Below are 15,665 nucleotides of genomic sequence, written 5' to 3'. Positions count from 1 at the left end.
ATAAATAAAGCAGGGGGAAATAGTTCTCTTTGCCAATAAAAAATGAACTTCCTTGTCTTTATGAGGAAGTCCATTTTTTCATTCAAACAGAGACGGGTTCTTTTATAAGCGGTTCGAGGTCAACCTCGAATCCTAAATCCTCGAGCATCTGGCGGTCACGGTCACTTTCTTGACCAGCCGTTGTTAAATAATCACCGATGAAAATCGAGTTGGCTGGGTATAAGCCAAATGGTTGCAAGCTACGCAAGTTTACTTCACGCCCGCCAGAAATTCTAATTTCCTTCGATGGATTCATAAATCTGAACAAGCACAGCACCTTCAAGCAATAACGGGGTGCTAATTCATCCGTGCCACCAAGAGGAGTCCCATCTACAGCATGTAAAAAATTCACGGGAATTGAATCTGCATCCATTGCATGCAAGCTACGAGCCATCGAGATGACATCTTCTTTCGTTTCACGCATACCGATAATGACGCCCGAACAAGGTGAAATACCGGACTGTTTAACGAGATCGATTGTATTTACCCGATCATCGAATGTATGAGATGTTGTGATGCTAGTATGGTGTGTTGCAGACGTATTGATGTTGTGATTATAACGATCAACGCCAGCTTCCTTTAACCGTAATGCCTGTTCCGGTTTCAATAATCCAAGACAAGCACAGACCGTCATCTGTTGATATTTAGACTTAATTTCCTTTACTGAATCAATGACAATGTCAAGCTCGCGATTGACCGGTCCCCTACCGCTCGCCACGATACAATAGGTCCCCGCATTCAACTCCACCGCCCTCGCCGCACCTGCGACAATTTCTTCTTGCTTCATCATGGCATACTTTTCAATCGGTGCTGTCGAAACGATAGACTGTGCACAATAGCCGCAGTTTTCCGGACATAAGCCTGATTTTGTATTGATGATCATATTGAGCTTTACTTTATTTCCGTAATAATATTGCCGAATCATATACGCCGCATGAAGGAGTGGTAGTAAATCGGCATCTGGGCTGTCCAAAATGGCGAGCGCTTCATCATCTGTTAAGACATATCCACCGAGTACACGTTTCGCTAATACATCGTACTCCATCATATTAACGCCTCACTTTCAACACTTTGTACATACGATGACCAAACACCCCCGCCAAAATGGACAGCAAGATGTCTTTCGGTAAGGGCGGCATCATCCATAACCACGCCACTTTGTACGTAAAAACGTCAGGGGCAGCAGCCCACAGTTTATAGGCAGCATACATCCAATTTGTACCGAAGACATAATTCACCGTCATTGCAACGAGCGCAGCGATGATATAGCTATGTAACTTATTATTCCTTTCAACAATTTTCCCTGCGATATATGCCACAAAGATAAATGACACGATGAATCCAAACGTTGGGCTAATAACGGATCCGAAGCCTCCACTAAATTTCGCAAAGACTGGTGCTCCCGCAAGTCCAATACACATATAAACTATCATCGAAATAGCGCCTAAACGGCTTCCCAAGAGCAGCCCTGATAAAACCGCAAAAAATGTCTGCAATGTAATAGGCACACCGCCAACGACAAGAAAGGGTGCAAATGCTGTGATATTTGCTCCAATCATCATGAGTGAAGCAAACATCCCACAATAGACAAGACTTAACGTACTCATTCTACTTTTCGTTTTCACAGTAACTGTTGTCATCAAATAGCCTCCCACTTTGTGTTATCTACAATAGGATAAAAGATAACACATTATGTGTCAACTTAAAAATAATATAGGTTAACTCATAAGAGATAAAAAAACCGCTAGCAAATTCGCTAGCGGTTTTCTCATTTATTTTTTTCCTCATCTTTTGGAAATAGAAAGTAAGCTAAAACTCCACTCACCCCCATTGCACCCAGCGTAATATAGATACGCGACATGGGCGGAACCTCTTGGTGGCTTTTGTTCAACATCATAATACTAACCGTCCCGACAATCATCATGATCGGAATAATATATCTAAAAGCTCTCAACTATTTCACCTTCTGTTTATTATTAATAACATCATCTTACCATAGACTTTCTAGCATTCTACAAAGGACGGCTTGACGGAAATCAATTATAACGTTATGATGATTTCAATTATTCAACCAATAGCTAACTAACTAAATAATATATTCTTATCAAGAGAAGCTGAGGGAACTGGCCCTATGAAGCTTCAGCAACCTGCCAAAAAGGACTGGTGCTAATTCCAGCTGAACCCCCGTGGTTCTAAAGATGAGAAGGGAAAAATACGTATATTCGTAAAGCCTTCTTTCCAGGAAGGCTTTTTTTATTTATAAAAAACTACAAAATGAGTGATACGAAGAAAGAGAGTGATTCCTAATGTCGAAATATCTTATTGAAGAACAGCTACAAAAAAGAATACTCATCATGGATGGTGCGATGGGGACTATGCTACAAAATGCTAACCTTTCTCCCGAGGATTTCGGTGGCGAAGAATATGATGGTTGTAACGAATATTTAAATATAACAAGACCCGATGTCCTAGACCGCATTCATCGTGAATATTTGGAAGCTGGAGCAGATATTATTTCGACAAATACATTTGGCGGAACACCAATCGTTCTAGACGACTATGATTTAGGTGAACAAGCGCATGACATCAACTTCCGTGCTGCGCAGCTCGCTAAACAATGTGCAAAAGACTTTTCAACCTCTGAATGGCCAAGGTTCGTTGCAGGTGCAATGGGACCAACAACAAAAACATTATCTGTTACAGGTGGGGCCACATTCGATGGATTGACAAATGATTTTTATATACAAGCCAAAGCATTGATTGAAGGCGGCTGTGATCTACTTTTGATGGAAACAAGTCAAGATATGTTGAATGTCAAAGCAGGTACACTCGGTGTCAAACGTGCATTCGAAGAAACTGGGATAGAATTACCGGTGATGATTTCTGGAACAATTGAGCCGATGGGAACGACATTAGCCGGCCAAAGTATTGAAGCATTTTATATTTCAATCGAACATATTAAACCACTTTCTGTTGGCCTCAATTGTGCAACAGGACCTGAATTCATGACCGATCATCTACGTTCGCTGTCAGAACTAGCAACAAGCTATGTCAGCTGTTACCCGAATGCCGGATTGCCAGATGAAGAAGGTCATTACCACGAATCGCCTGAATCACTTTCTAAAAAACTCCAAGGCTTTGCCGATAAGGGCTGGTTGAATATCGTAGGGGGTTGCTGCGGAACAACACCTGAACATATACGCGCAATCCGTGAAGTAGTAGCTGATAAAAAACCTCGACAAGGTCCTGAAACCATTCATGGCCATTCAATCTCTGGGATTGAACCCCTGCTGTACGACGACTCCATGCGTCCACTATTAATCGGGGAACGGACAAACGTCATCGGCTCCCGTAAATTTAAGCAGCTCATCGTTGATGGTAAATTTGAAGAAGCCTCCGAAATTGCACGTGCCCAAGTAAAAGGCGGCGCTCACGTCATTGATGTCTGTCTGGCAAATCCAGACCGCGATGAGTTAGAAGACGTGAAGAATTTCATGCAAGAAGTCGTAAAAAAGGTGAAGGTACCTCTTGTTATCGACTCAACGGATGAAAAAGTTATTGAAGAGGCTTTAAAATATTCACAAGGGAAAGTCATCATCAACTCCATTAACTTAGAGGACGGGGAAGATCGCTATGATGCTGTCCTACCGCTTGTTAAAAAATTCGGTGCCGCTGTCGTTGTCGGAACAATCGACGAACCTGGAATGGCGGTTACACGCGAACGTAAACTTGAAGTAGCCGAACGTTCTTACGAGCTTCTTGTCAACAAATGGGGACTAGCACCTGAAGATATTATTTTCGATCCGCTCGTTTTCCCGGTTGGAACAGGCGATGAGCAATACATCGGCTCTGCAGTCGAAACAATCGAAGGCATTCGTCTCATAAAAGAAAAAATGCCACGCGCATTGACAATTCTCGGTGTCAGTAACGTATCGTTTGGACTTCCACCTGTCGGACGTGAAGTATTGAATGCAGTGTACTTATATCACTGCACACAGGCAGGTCTTGACTATGCCATTGTCAATACAGAGAAACTAGAACGTTATGCTTCTATTCCTGAAGCAGAGATTAAGATGGCGAATGATTTACTCTTCACCACAACGGATGAAACACTTGCTGAATTCACCAATTTCTATCGGGGTAAGAAGAAAGAAAAAACGGAAGATGATATTCCCAAAACCGTTCCAGAACGCCTTAGCTATTATATAATCGAGGGAACAAAAGAGGGCTTAATTCCTGACTTGGAAGCTGCTCTTAACATGTATGATGCACCCCTCGATGTCATTAACGGACCATTAATGGATGGGATGGCCGAGGTTGGACGTTTATTCAACACAAACAAATTGATTGTTGCAGAAGTACTGCAAAGTGCCGGAGTGATGAAAGCAGCCGTAGCATTCCTCGAGCAATTCATGGACAAATCAGCAGGTGACACTGGGAAAGGGAAAATCGTCCTAGCTACGGTTAAAGGCGATGTCCATGATATCGGGAAAAACTTGGTGGAAATCATCTTGAGCAATAACGGCTTCACAGTCGTCGATATCGGTATTAAAGTAACCCCTTCAACGCTAATTGAAGTCATTCGAAAAGAAAAGCCTGATATTATCGGATTATCCGGGTTACTCGTTAAATCGGCTCAACAAATGGTCATCACAGCACAAGACTTTAAAGCTGCGGGCATCGATTTACCAATCATGGTTGGGGGAGCTGCGCTGACCCGCCGATTTACGGATACAAAAATTGCCGCAGAATACGATGGTCCTGTGTTATATGCGAAAGACGCGATGTTCGGACTAGAACTAGCCAATCGCCTTCAGGATAAAGAAGAAAAGGCTGCGCTATTAATTGAACTAGACGAACAACGGGAAAAACGGGCGGCAAACGATGCCATTAAGGCAGCCAAACTAGCAAATGCTCCAGAGGTAATTGCACCAAAGCCTGTGAAGACCGTACGCGAAGATGTGCCCGTTGTCGTCCCAAAAGATTTGCGTCGCCGTATTCAAAAAGACTATTCCGTTCCCCATCTCTATCCGTACGTCAACATGCGGACACTGATCGGCCATCATCTCGGCCTACGGGGCAATGTCAATAAAATGCTAGAAAACAAAGAACCACGTGCGGTGGAGCTACATGAAATGGTCACTGGATTTTTAGAATCGGGTCACTTATCCGCATCGGGTCTCTATCAATTCTTCCCAGCACAATCCGATGGCGATGATGTCATTGTCTACGATCCAGAGGATGCGACAAAGGAAATTGAACGCTTCACATTCCCGCGTCAAAGCAAAGAACCATTCCTTTGCCTAGCAGACTTTTTGAAACCAGTCTCTAGTGGCGTGATGGATTATGTCGGCTTCATGCAAGTGACAGCAGGACATGGTGTACGAGCTTTCGCAGATAAGTTTAAAGCGGAAGGCAAGTTCCTAGAAAGCCACGCCTTCCAAGCAACTGCACTTGAGCTGGCGGAAGGATTTGCGGAACGGATTCACCAAGAAATGCGCGATCACTTGGGCACTCCAGACCCAACAGACTTTACAATGCTTGAACGCTTTGCAGCAAAGTATACAGGACAACGCTTCTCGTTCGGTTATCCTGCCTGTCCGAACCTAGAGGACCAAGCAAAATTATTCAAACTGTTAAAACCAGAAGACATCGGCGTCCATTTAACAGAGGAATTCATGATGGAACCAGAAGCATCAGTTTCCGCAATTGTTTTCGCACATCCAGATGCAAGGTACTTTAATGTGGATTAATGAAAACAGAAGATCGCAAAATTAATTGAAGAAAGTGACGGGGTAGAATACTGAAATAATAGACTTTCCGAGTTTTATGTTATTTGATTACTACGAGAAAAAATGGTTCCTACATTGAGAGGAACCATTTTTTCATTTTATTTCACAGTATAAAAACGCTACTTACTTGTCAAGGGAATACAATTCTATGACTTCATTTGCAGTAATCGGCTTATCAAAATGTAAATAGCGGCTGTAGACCTCTTTAAAATTAATATCCTCATTGAACTCAACCATGACCTCGAATATATCCAAAATTTTTACCAGGCTCCATGTAACTTGTCCGCCCTCTGCATTTTCATAAGTATCATCAACAAAATAATTACGTACTTTTGTTTCTAATTCATCTTGATCTGTAACCTCTAGCAATCTAATGGTTTCTTCAAATAATATTTCAGTTGGATAATTGTTTGGCACTACAGTAGATTCTAATAATACTTTAACTGAATAGATAGGCATAATTTATCACCCCAAAACAATTTAATTATTTTTTCCAACGGCCATCAGTTAGCAGTTTCTTTGCTGTATTTGCATCTGAATTACCTGCCTTAGCATCCTTTTCAATTTCGTTAAGGGTTTTATCTAAATACTGGCCTGGAAATTTAGCTCGAATACCTGCTTTTCTATTTTTAGAGATATATTGATCTGCTGTCTCTTTTTCAATGAACGAATTTATACAATCTCCAATCCAAGTCCCCACTGTATAAGAGGTGTAACCCACTACAAAGATTCCTGTTCCAATTGCAAGGGCTGGTCCTATACCTGGGACAAAATACAGAAAGCCGATAGTAGCCTGAGGATTTACTTCTGAATCCTTATCAATAACAATCTCTAATTCCGATGGTAAAAAGTCACCATCCTCTTTTTCTGCTGCTAGTGCACTAACCGGTGTGTAAGTAAGTAGTAAAGCACCTGATAAAAATATACTTGATAATTTTTTCAACATTTCTCCATATATCCCCTTTTTTTACTCTGAACTTAATTATTAGTATATATTAAAGGGAAAGGATTATCAATAAATAGAAGTGATTATTCTGACGATTACGCGTGTTATGCATTTATATTTATATTGTTAGGATTAATGAGAGTGGCTTCAACTACTCTTTTTTGTCCAGAGGGAAGCGATAAATGTCTATCTAGAGCAAAGCGGAACGACTGAATAAAGAAAAAGGCTTCTATCAGTCAACAATTTGACTGATAGAAGCCTTTCTTTACTTTATTCCATTATATACGTCCGCATCTTCCACCAATAATCACAAGAAGCTGACGAATACATTCCTCTTATCATTAATCACATCAAAATCTACGGCCGAAACTACCGCCGCCAAATTGTGGGCCAGGTCCTCCAAATCCAGGACCAAATCCTCCTCCACCCCCTGGGCCAAAGCCACCTGGTTGCGGACCAAAACCGCCGCCAAACTGTTGACCACCCTGCGGGAACACCGTTGAACCCGGTACTGTTCTAGTCGTTTCTGTCACGTAATTGCGCGGCACCACCACAGTGTGCTGTCGGTTCACGTTGACAATCGGATGAATAACAGGAACTTCTTGACGAACGAACGTATCGTGGCATCGATACTGTGTTGGACACACAATCGGTTGCATCTGATTGCTTGGTCGCATCTGATTACAACCGCACTGGCCGTGCATTTTATTGCACCCACACATCCCCTGCATCTGATTCGAGTTCCATTGTCCATGTTGCATCATACTCTCACCTCCTCCTTCTATTACATGTGAGAAGTCGAAGGACAAACGGGCGAGCAACTAGTAGGAAAGGAAAATGCTATGAGTTGCGATTAGATTTTCCACATTCTGATGACATATTTCAATGAACGCATTGCACCTATAATGATGAAAACAGCAAGGATGGTAAATACCAACAACATCACTTTTTCAAATGAAATTAGATTACCTGCTTGAAACGCTGAATAATTCTTCACGAAAATTATCGCTATCCATGCCCCTACAAGTAATACATCCACAGCAGCGGTAACCAGTAATATCCTAGACTGCGCTTTATTTTCCTGATTGCTATTTGTAAATTGTGGAGGAGTATCCCCCTTATTGTATGACTGTGCCCATAACGAGTACTTCGTAAACCGTAATCCGTTCGTAAGTTTCAGCTGCCAGCCAGCACTTTTATGCATGTCAAAATAGGCAGGCGATGTTGTCCAGTGGTAATCGAGTATATAAGCTATCTGTCTCGGCTGTCCTTTTTCAAAAATAAACCGTGCACCTTTGATTTGAATCAGTACATGTCCTTGAGCCGCCATCTCCGTTAGCCATTTTCCTATTCTATCCGGGGCTTCCATCCAACCTAATCGCCACTTAACGAGTGTTTCACCCAACGGCTCAATCACATCTATATGCGCATACTCCCCGAAAAATTGTTTTTCAGCTACTTCTACTTTATTGGATACATAAAAGAAAAGTACTCTAGCAAGGATCATAAGCCCGATAAAGATTACACCTACCAGCCAATAGATATTCGGCTCACCGTCTGGCACTCCCATTAATAATGAAAAGAAGATAATGAAGAACAGTAACCTCGTCATCCAACTCAATACATTTTGGTGAACACGGTTACGCTTTAGTCTATTTTCGGGTGAGGGAAATGCTGTTATATCAGCAAAAGAATTTTTTAACACTTTCCATCTTTGATCTTTAGCAGCTACTTCCCATCCTGCATTTTCCAATCCCTTTGGTAATGGTTGTTCTGATTTATCGTACATAATTTGATAGTTTGTTATCTTCGCGTCTTCGTGCGTAAACGTAAAAATGCGCAGCAACCGATTCATAGCTGTTAAATGCTGTCCTTCTGCGGCCATTTCCGACAGCCAATGCTCTGTCTTTTCCACATCATAACTCCAAAGTGGACGCCATTTTTTCATCGTCATTGGAATGCCCCCTCATGCTAGAAATAAAGTCTATAATTATACTTTTCGCATTCTAAATGCATATTTCAACGTACGCACCATATTTGATATATGGAATACAAATGCCACGACCAACAACCCAACGAGAATCCTGCCATACAATGTCCACCCATTCCCCTGATACATTGAATAGTTGGCGAAAAGAGCAAATAAAGTAAGTACAACTAAATACACAAACAGCGTAACTGCGGATAGCACCACTTTTCGAACTTGTGCTTTCTTTTCCTTAGAATCATACGTAAATCGCAGCTTATCAAACCCATCATCATACGGTTGTGCCCATAAAGAATACTTCATGAATGAATAAGGTGAAGTGTATTTCAGCTTCCACCCCGCACTCTTATGAACATCGAAGTAAGAAGGAGCTGTTTTCAATTGATAATCAAATACATACGACACACATTTGGGTTCCCCTTTTTCAAATACAAATCTAACACCTGGTTTTCCAACCCGGACAAGATGATTGCCTTCCGCCGCCATTTCAGCCAACCAGCTTTCCAGTATATCTGGGGCATACATCCAACCAAATCGCCATTTTACAAATGTTTTACCGGAGGACTCCTCAACATCCATAGCCCCACCAAAAAATGTTGTCTCAAACCTTTTCAATTTTTGATTAACAAAAACGGCAAGGCCCATGACAATCAAAATTTGCAGAAAAAAGATTACTGTTACTAACCACAATGGACTTGGATGTACTGTGCCAATGCCCCTGAGTAGCATAATCAAGCTGATAAGCATCATGAGTAATGGCATGACATAAAAGAAAGCCAATCCAGTTAACACATAGAAGTGTAATCGATTCCTTTTCAGCACGCCTTCGCGCGAAGGAAATACACTTATACCCACGAATTCATTTTTCATGAATTTCCACTTTTTCTCCGCTAGTGTTTCTTCCCATCCCGCCTCTTCTAACTTTCGAGGCAACACACTACGAGATTTATCGTAGACCACTTGGTAGTGCACTGTTTCAGCAGCAGTTCGATCAAATGTAAACATACGTGTCATTCGATCCACGTCCGTCAAGCTATTCCCTTCCGCCGCCATTTCCGATAGCCAACGCTCCGTTTTCTCCACATCATAACTCCAAAGTGGACGCCATTTTTTCATCGTCATTGGAATGCCCCCTCATGCTTGATTACATTGGCATGTAACTCCTTCAATCGTCCCATCTCATGGCGCATTAGCGCTTTCCCAACATCTGTAATTTCATAAATAGTCTTACGTTTTTCATCTGCATAGACGGTTATAATTTCATCTCGTTGCATTTTCGTTAGCGTGCCATAAATGGTTCCAGATCCCAGCACTAGTCGGCCTTCCGTTAATTCTTCTACATGCTTAATAATGCCGTAGCCATGGCGGGGTTCTATGAGTGACAGCAAAATGTAAAACGCTGTCTCCGTCATCGGACTATAGGATTTAATTACTTTTTCTATTTTCAAGCGGAATCACATCCGTTCTATACACTACTATGTCACAACTCGACTATATCACGATGTGACATAATGAGTCAATTATATTCTGACAACTCAAAAAGGTCCTCCTCTAGTTGGAAGACCCTGTAGAAACTAATCAGCAAATCACTCTATTCCATAGAAAAATCCCCACATCACTGTGGGGATTACGATTATTGGTAGTCACGTGGCAGATCTTCTACATCAAAGCCATCCCGTTCTTGCCGTTTCTTCATGACTGGCTCGTCTTCTTCATAACGTTCGTAAATAGGAGCTCCTTCACCAATCATTTTCATGGAAGCGATGAAATCCCGGTTCTGCCTTAGTTCTACCTCTGCTGGATCAATCGGTAAGCGTTCCATAATAAATCATCCTCCTCTACATATTAACCGTGGCTACATGCGATGGAAAATAACTCACTTACTTCACTCTTTCTTTCATTATACTAAATTTTCCGTCTAACGTAAATGTTTGCGCCTATTATGATGTTATTATTTGTTCAATAAGGCTATACTAATCAATAAAGAGCGAGGTTATCTATCCCATGAAACGTATTGTATTATTTGACGGCGATTGTAATTTTTGCGATTCAAGTGTGCAGTTTATTATTAAACGTGATCCAGCCGCCCATTTTCTTTTTACTTCATTGCAAAGTGAAAAAGGAATGGAGCTCATCAAACAATATGCTATACCAACGGATATTGACGGTGTAGTGTTAATCGAAAATGACAAAGTGTTTACAAAGTCCTCTGCGGCACTGCATATCGCCAAAAAGCTAGATGGTTTATGGCATCTATTTTTCATATTTATAGTCGTACCAAGCAAAATCCGTGACATCTTTTACGACTACTTCGCGAAAAATCGCTACAAATGGTTCGGGAAAAAGGAAGATGCCTGTATGCTACCGCCTCCCGAGATTCGGAAGCGATTCATTTAATTAAGCAGAAAAGGCCTTCGGGATTTTATCTCCCAGAAGGCTTTAATCATTTATTCACACTTGCAATTCTTTGTTCTCCTCCGCTGTAAACGCTCGCGACCTTGTCAAAAAGCGTTTACCTTCAACACCTTCGAGCGAAAACATACCACCGCGACCATTGACAACATCTATGATGAGCTGCGTATGCTTCCAATACTCAAACTGGTTTTTATGCATATAAAACGGAGCTCCTCCAATATATCCGAGAAGAACATCTTGATCACCAATAATGAGTTCTCCGTCTGGATAACACATCGGCGATGATCCGTCACAGCAGCCGCCCGATTGGTGGAACATGAGCGGACCGTGTTTCTTTGCCAAAAATTCAATGAGTTCCAGTGTAGCGTCTGTTGCCATTACGCGTTCAGTCATCCACACTCCCCTCCTTTTCTCTTAAAAGAAGCCTTGCTTATTTTCATTATAGCTAACAAGCATATTTTTCGTCTGCTGGTAATGATTCAACATCATGAGATGATTTTCTCGACCAACACCAGATGCTTTGTAACCTCCGAATGCAGCATGTGCCGGATAAGCGTGGTAGCAATTTGTCCACACCCGTCCCGCTTGAATACCGCGACCAAAACGATAGGCTGTATTCATATCGCGCGTCCACACACCTGAACCGAGACCATATAATGTATCATTAGCAATTTCAAGCGCTTCTTCTTTTGTTTTGAACGTTGTCACAGACACGACAGGGCCGAAAATCTCTTCTTGGAAAATCCGCATTTTATTGTTGCCTTTAAAGACAGTTGGTTTAACGTAATAGCCACCTTCCAACTCGCCTTCTAGCTGGTTTTGCTCTCCACCAATTAGACATTCTGCGCCTTCTTGTTTACCAATATCTAAATAAGATAGGATTTTCTCTAGCTGTTCCGTCGACGCCTGTGCGCCCATCATCACTGTAGGGTCAAGTGGATTACCTACTTTAATCGCTTTTACACGCTCAAGTGCACGTTCCATGAATTTATCGTAAATTGATTCTTGGATTAAGGCACGTGAAGGGCATGTGCACACTTCCCCTTGGTTCAGCGCGAACATGACAAAACCTTCTACTGCTTTATCCAAAAATGCATCGTCCTGATCCATCACATCTTCAAAGAAAATATTTGGTGATTTTCCACCTAACTCAAGTGTTACAGGAATAGCAGTTTGTGAAGCATATTGCATAATGAGCCGACCTGTCGTCGTTTCACCCGTAAACGCAATTTTACCGATGCGTGGGCTTGAAGCTAGTGGCTTTCCTGCTTCTAAGCCAAAACCATTTACAATATTAACAACACCCGCTGGTAGCAAATCTTCAATTAACTCCATAAGGACCATAATAGATGCCGGCGTTTGTTCTGCCGGCTTCAACACGACACAATTTCCTGCTGCAAGTGCTGGTGCAAGTTTCCACACCGCCATTAAAATCGGGAAGTTCCACGGAATAATTTGTCCAACGACACCAATCGGCTCATGGAAATGATACGCCACTGTGTCATTGTCAATCTGACTCACGCCGCCTTCTTGTGCGCGTATCGCACTTGCAAAATAGCGAAAATGGTCGATCGCAAGCGGCAAGTCTGCATTCAGCGTTTCACGGACTGCTTTACCATTTTCCCACGTTTCTGCGACTGCTAGCATCTCTAAGTTTTGTTCCATACAATCTGCAATTTTTAATAAAATATTGGAGCGCTCCGTAACAGACGTTTTCCCCCAAGCGTCTTTTGCGGCATGTGCAGCATCTAGTGCAAGTTCAATATCTTCTGCCGTTGAACGAGCCACTTGCGTAAACACTTTGCCCGTCACTGGAGTTGGATTGTCAAAGTATTGTCCATTTACAGGTGCTGTCCATTTACCACCGATGAAATTATCATAACGTTCCTTGAAATTCACCTTCGCCCCTTCTGTGTTTGGAAAAGCATAAACTGGATTTTCTACTGTTTGAACCATTGTCCATTCCTCCTCGTATGTTGAACTATTTTTACACCCCGCTACTATACGTTGCAAATTTCCACCTTATGCATACATACCATTACCAAATAAATGAATACGCTTACAAATGCGTTGAAATAAAAAAAGAAGTTCATCCTACGACTCTATCAGATTATATTAAATAATTCAATTACTTGTTTTCGTGATATTTCGACAAGTATTCACATCACTTTCAGATGTAATATCTACTTTGCCATTCATATTCATAGCTTCACATCCCATATTTTTTTCACGCTAAAGGAAAGGTTTCCGGCGAAGTTGGAAACCTTTCCTTTATTAATAATCCCCAATAATTTTTCCCCATCCATTTTCTTCAGTTGCATAAAAGTCACCTTTGATAACTCCACCACCTAGAATTTTCACTGGTTGAAGCAAATCTAACGGTTCTCTTTCAGTAGATTGTATTTTCACATTAACACTCACCTGCAACTTTTCTTTCAATTTGAAATCGGGCGATGTATCTCTTTCGATTATTTGTCTTACCGATGAACCTCCACTTGGATTGGGAATTGTCTTCATTAATAGATGTGGAGTAGTTTTAGGCTCTACCAACGGAATAAAGTCTTCCTCTGATTTCTCCCCAGTAATTTCCAAGAACACCTTCCCACCTTTTTCAACTTTCCCATAAAATACGCCATTCTCTTCTTTTAATGAAATCTTGGCATACTTTTTAGGATATCCCCATAACTCTCTACCTGCCGCAATCGCTGCATCATTATTTTCATACTCATAAATATAGTATCCACCGTACTTATCTCCGTATTTAACTGGAATAACAACTGCTGCATCCATATAAGCAATTTTGTTACATTTGCTGAAGTCTGTAATCGAAATCACAGCTTCATTACTTACATATTCAAATGGAGTAAAGGACAGAATTCGTCGTACCTCCTCTTCATTCACTTTAGTCACTGCATATAAAGAAACATAGTCTGGACTTTCGTAAGGCACAAAAGGATCCGGGAACATAGGCGCATGTGCAGGTGTATTATAAGATTTGTTTGTCATACTAGCCACTCCTTCAACAACATTACTTAACTTCTTCTTTTGTAAACTTACTAACGACTAGAATGACAATTATTGAAGCAATTGCCGCCGGAATAAGTTCATACATATACTGTGCCCACGGTGTATTAATCCATATTATTGTTACGACGGAACCAGTAATCATTCCCCAGACTGCTCCCCATTTCGTAACTTTCTTTGTGTACAGCAACAAAATCAATACAGTTCCGAAGCTCGCAGCCAATCCCGCCCAGGCATAAAGAACAAGTTCAAAAACAGCTTGAATTTCCATTAACGCAATCAAAGTCGCAATTACACCAAATACGACCATCGTTATCCTACTGATTCTAATCATTTGTTTATCTGAATACGTTTTCTTTGTTACCGCTTTTAACAAGTCGCTAGCAAAAGATTGAGTTGCGACCATTAATTGTGAAGAAAAAGTCGATTGGATTGCAGCAAATATCGCCCCTATGATAACTCCGGCAACAATTGGGTGCATCGTCACTCCGACCAACGTTGGAAATACATATTCTGGATCTGCTAATTCAGGCATCATGATTCTTCCGATTAGTCCAAGTAGATTAGAACCTGTCATAACTACAACAACCCAGAACATCGCGATTAAAGAGGCTTGTCTTATTGTCTTATCATCTTTTGCTGACAAGAATCGTTGTACAATATGCGGCTGACCTGGCTCCCCTATCCCGAAACCTACTAATCCTATAATAATACCGAATGCCGCTGCACCAGTTGCCCCTCCGGCTGAGGAAAGTAAAATCGGATCAATAGAGTACAATGTACTAAAGAAGCTCCCAAACCCGCCCATTTCAAAAAGGATCATATAAAGAGGGAAAACCAATAGTACCGACAACATTAATAGACCTTGAAAAAGATCTGTTAATACAGCAGAATTATATCCTCCAAAAATGGAATAACCTAATACAAATGCTGCAGATAAAATCAATCCTAAACTATAATCAAAATCAACAATTGAATTGAGGGCTTTCCCCGCAGCAGTCAATTGAGATGCTAAGTAAGCAGTAAAGAATATGATCACAATAATACTCGCCACAATTTTTATCGTATTCGTACGATCTTTCAACTTCAGGCTAAAAAAGTCAACTAGACTTAGTGCACCTAACTCTGCCCCCTCTTTTCTAAGACGAGGAGCAACCGCAAACCAGTTAATGAGATAACCAACAATAAATCCAGGGAGCATCCACATAGTAGATATCCCAGCAGCATAGGCATATCCAGCGGCCCCTATAAAAATCCAACCGCTTGTATCCGTTGCTCCTGCGCTAATCGCAGTTGCCCACGGACCAAAATTTCGATCCCCCAGAAAATAACCTTCTTCACTTTTAGTCATCCGTCTTTCCGATAGAATTCCCACAGTAAACACTATAACTAAATATATACAAAATACTATTAGCATTATTCAGCTCCCCTTTTCTTCTCAGCCCTGCTAGCTAGAATAAAT

General features: G+C 41.4%; 16 protein-coding genes and 1 riboswitch. Of the genes, 2 read left to right on the top strand and 14 right to left on the bottom strand.

Annotation, left to right across the window (positions count from 1 at the left end; genetic code table 11):
• Nucleotides 1-82 precede the first annotated feature (82 nt).
• The 3 genes from bioB to N1I80_RS00875 all read right to left on the bottom strand — a co-directional run bounded on the left by bioB (nucleotide 83) and on the right by N1I80_RS00875 (nucleotide 1,993).
• Nucleotides 83-1,087, bottom strand: a complete 1,005-nt coding sequence (gene bioB, locus N1I80_RS00885; protein WP_340736109.1) for a biotin synthase BioB — start codon at nucleotides 1,085-1,087, stop codon at nucleotides 83-85.
• A 1-nt stretch (nucleotide 1,088) separates the two neighbouring features.
• Nucleotides 1,089-1,679, bottom strand: a complete 591-nt coding sequence (locus N1I80_RS00880) for a biotin transporter BioY (protein WP_340736108.1) — start codon at nucleotides 1,677-1,679, stop codon at nucleotides 1,089-1,091.
• A 128-nt stretch (nucleotides 1,680-1,807) separates the two neighbouring features.
• Nucleotides 1,808-1,993 (bottom strand): histidine kinase, encoded by a 186-nt coding sequence (locus tag N1I80_RS00875; protein WP_340736107.1) that lies wholly within the window; start codon nucleotides 1,991-1,993, stop codon nucleotides 1,808-1,810.
• Nucleotides 1,994-2,137: 144 nt separating this feature from the next.
• A riboswitch (SAM riboswitch) is annotated at nucleotides 2,138-2,244 on the top strand.
• Between the two features lie 101 nt (nucleotides 2,245-2,345).
• Here N1I80_RS00875 and metH point away from each other — a divergent pair.
• Nucleotides 2,346-5,792 carry a methionine synthase gene (gene metH, locus N1I80_RS00870; protein ID WP_340736106.1) on the top strand — a complete coding sequence of 1,149 codons (3,447 nt, stop codon included), beginning with the start codon at nucleotides 2,346-2,348 and terminating at the stop codon, nucleotides 5,790-5,792.
• Nucleotides 5,793-5,954: 162 nt separating this feature from the next.
• Here metH and N1I80_RS00865 read toward each other — a convergent pair whose 3' ends face one another.
• From N1I80_RS00865 to N1I80_RS00835, 7 genes are all read right to left on the bottom strand, one after another.
• On the bottom strand, nucleotides 5,955-6,290 hold the full coding sequence (locus N1I80_RS00865) for a DUF4288 domain-containing protein (protein WP_340736105.1): 336 nt from the start codon (nucleotides 6,288-6,290) through the stop codon (nucleotides 5,955-5,957).
• Between the two features lie 25 nt (nucleotides 6,291-6,315).
• The gene (locus N1I80_RS00860; RefSeq protein WP_340736104.1) at nucleotides 6,316-6,777 is read right to left on the bottom strand and encodes a hypothetical protein; all 462 of its coding nucleotides are present in this window, start codon (nucleotides 6,775-6,777) and stop codon (nucleotides 6,316-6,318) included.
• 350 nt (nucleotides 6,778-7,127) lie between these two features.
• Nucleotides 7,128-7,541 carry a hypothetical protein gene (locus N1I80_RS00855; protein WP_340736103.1) on the bottom strand — a complete coding sequence of 138 codons (414 nt, stop codon included), beginning with the start codon at nucleotides 7,539-7,541 and terminating at the stop codon, nucleotides 7,128-7,130.
• Between the two features lie 89 nt (nucleotides 7,542-7,630).
• A complete protein-coding gene (locus tag N1I80_RS00850) occupies nucleotides 7,631-8,731 on the bottom strand; it encodes a DUF2812 domain-containing protein (RefSeq protein WP_340736102.1) in 1,101 nt (366 codons plus the stop codon).
• A gap of 36 nt (nucleotides 8,732-8,767) precedes the next feature.
• Complete coding sequence (locus N1I80_RS00845) at nucleotides 8,768-9,886, bottom strand: DUF2812 domain-containing protein (RefSeq protein ID WP_340736101.1); 1,119 nt, start codon at nucleotides 9,884-9,886, stop codon at nucleotides 8,768-8,770.
• Nucleotides 9,883-10,212 carry a PadR family transcriptional regulator gene (locus N1I80_RS00840; protein WP_340736100.1) on the bottom strand — a complete coding sequence of 110 codons (330 nt, stop codon included), beginning with the start codon at nucleotides 10,210-10,212 and terminating at the stop codon, nucleotides 9,883-9,885. The genes N1I80_RS00845 and N1I80_RS00840 overlap by 4 nt, the downstream gene beginning before the upstream one ends.
• Before the next feature lie 185 nt (nucleotides 10,213-10,397).
• Nucleotides 10,398-10,586, bottom strand: coding sequence for a hypothetical protein (locus N1I80_RS00835; protein ID WP_340736099.1), 189 nt, complete (start codon nucleotides 10,584-10,586; stop codon nucleotides 10,398-10,400).
• Nucleotides 10,587-10,768: 182 nt separating this feature from the next.
• On the opposite strand from N1I80_RS00835, the gene N1I80_RS00830 reads away from it, so the two are divergent.
• Nucleotides 10,769-11,161, top strand: a complete 393-nt coding sequence (locus tag N1I80_RS00830) for a thiol-disulfide oxidoreductase DCC family protein (RefSeq protein WP_340736098.1) — start codon at nucleotides 10,769-10,771, stop codon at nucleotides 11,159-11,161.
• Nucleotides 11,162-11,215: 54 nt separating this feature from the next.
• Here the strand turns inward: N1I80_RS00830 and N1I80_RS00825 are convergent, their stop codons facing one another.
• The 4 genes from N1I80_RS00825 to N1I80_RS00810 form a co-directional block, all read right to left on the bottom strand.
• Nucleotides 11,216-11,572 carry a DUF779 domain-containing protein gene (locus tag N1I80_RS00825; RefSeq protein WP_340736097.1) on the bottom strand — a complete coding sequence of 119 codons (357 nt, stop codon included), beginning with the start codon at nucleotides 11,570-11,572 and terminating at the stop codon, nucleotides 11,216-11,218.
• A gap of 21 nt (nucleotides 11,573-11,593) precedes the next feature.
• Nucleotides 11,594-13,135, bottom strand: coding sequence for an aldehyde dehydrogenase (adh, locus tag N1I80_RS00820; protein WP_340736096.1), 1,542 nt, complete (start codon nucleotides 13,133-13,135; stop codon nucleotides 11,594-11,596).
• A 318-nt stretch (nucleotides 13,136-13,453) separates the two neighbouring features.
• Complete coding sequence (locus N1I80_RS00815; protein WP_340736095.1) at nucleotides 13,454-14,185, bottom strand: acetoacetate decarboxylase family protein; 732 nt, start codon at nucleotides 14,183-14,185, stop codon at nucleotides 13,454-13,456.
• Nucleotides 14,186-14,207: 22 nt separating this feature from the next.
• A complete protein-coding gene (locus tag N1I80_RS00810) occupies nucleotides 14,208-15,620 on the bottom strand; it encodes a sodium/proline symporter (protein ID WP_340736094.1) in 1,413 nt (470 codons plus the stop codon).
• Nucleotides 15,621-15,665 lie beyond the last annotated feature (45 nt).

Origin of the sequence: Sporosarcina sp. FSL K6-3457, assembly GCF_038007285.1 — a bacterium.
Lineage (GTDB): Bacteria > Bacillota > Bacilli > Bacillales_A > Planococcaceae > Sporosarcina.
Note: the sequence above shows the minus strand (reverse complement) of the source record. Positions and strands in the feature narration are given on the sequence as shown.

Bases quoted from the DNA above. Each gene is read 5' to 3' on its own strand.
- bioB (WP_340736109.1), bottom strand. From the start codon at position 1,087: ATGATGGAGTACGATGTATTAGCGAAACGTGTACTCGGTGGATATGTC.
- N1I80_RS00880 (WP_340736108.1), bottom strand. From the start codon at position 1,679: ATGACAACAGTTACTGTGAAAACGAAAAGTAGAATGAGTACGTTAAGT.
- metH (WP_340736106.1), top strand. From the start codon at position 2,346: ATGTCGAAATATCTTATTGAAGAACAGCTACAAAAAAGAATACTCATC.
- N1I80_RS00865 (WP_340736105.1), bottom strand. From the start codon at position 6,290: ATGCCTATCTATTCAGTTAAAGTATTATTAGAATCTACTGTAGTGCCA.
- N1I80_RS00860 (WP_340736104.1), bottom strand. From the start codon at position 6,777: ATGTTGAAAAAATTATCAAGTATATTTTTATCAGGTGCTTTACTACTT.
- N1I80_RS00855 (WP_340736103.1), bottom strand. From the start codon at position 7,541: ATGATGCAACATGGACAATGGAACTCGAATCAGATGCAGGGGATGTGT.
- N1I80_RS00850 (WP_340736102.1), bottom strand. From the start codon at position 8,731: ATGACGATGAAAAAATGGCGTCCACTTTGGAGTTATGATGTGGAAAAG.
- N1I80_RS00845 (WP_340736101.1), bottom strand. From the start codon at position 9,886: ATGACGATGAAAAAATGGCGTCCACTTTGGAGTTATGATGTGGAGAAA.
- N1I80_RS00835 (WP_340736099.1), bottom strand. From the start codon at position 10,586: ATGGAACGCTTACCGATTGATCCAGCAGAGGTAGAACTAAGGCAGAAC.
- N1I80_RS00830 (WP_340736098.1), top strand. From the start codon at position 10,769: ATGAAACGTATTGTATTATTTGACGGCGATTGTAATTTTTGCGATTCA.
- N1I80_RS00825 (WP_340736097.1), bottom strand. From the start codon at position 11,572: ATGACTGAACGCGTAATGGCAACAGACGCTACACTGGAACTCATTGAA.
- adh (WP_340736096.1), bottom strand. From the start codon at position 13,135: ATGGTTCAAACAGTAGAAAATCCAGTTTATGCTTTTCCAAACACAGAA.
- N1I80_RS00815 (WP_340736095.1), bottom strand. From the start codon at position 14,185: ATGACAAACAAATCTTATAATACACCTGCACATGCGCCTATGTTCCCG.
- N1I80_RS00810 (WP_340736094.1), bottom strand. From the start codon at position 15,620: ATGCTAATAGTATTTTGTATATATTTAGTTATAGTGTTTACTGTGGGA.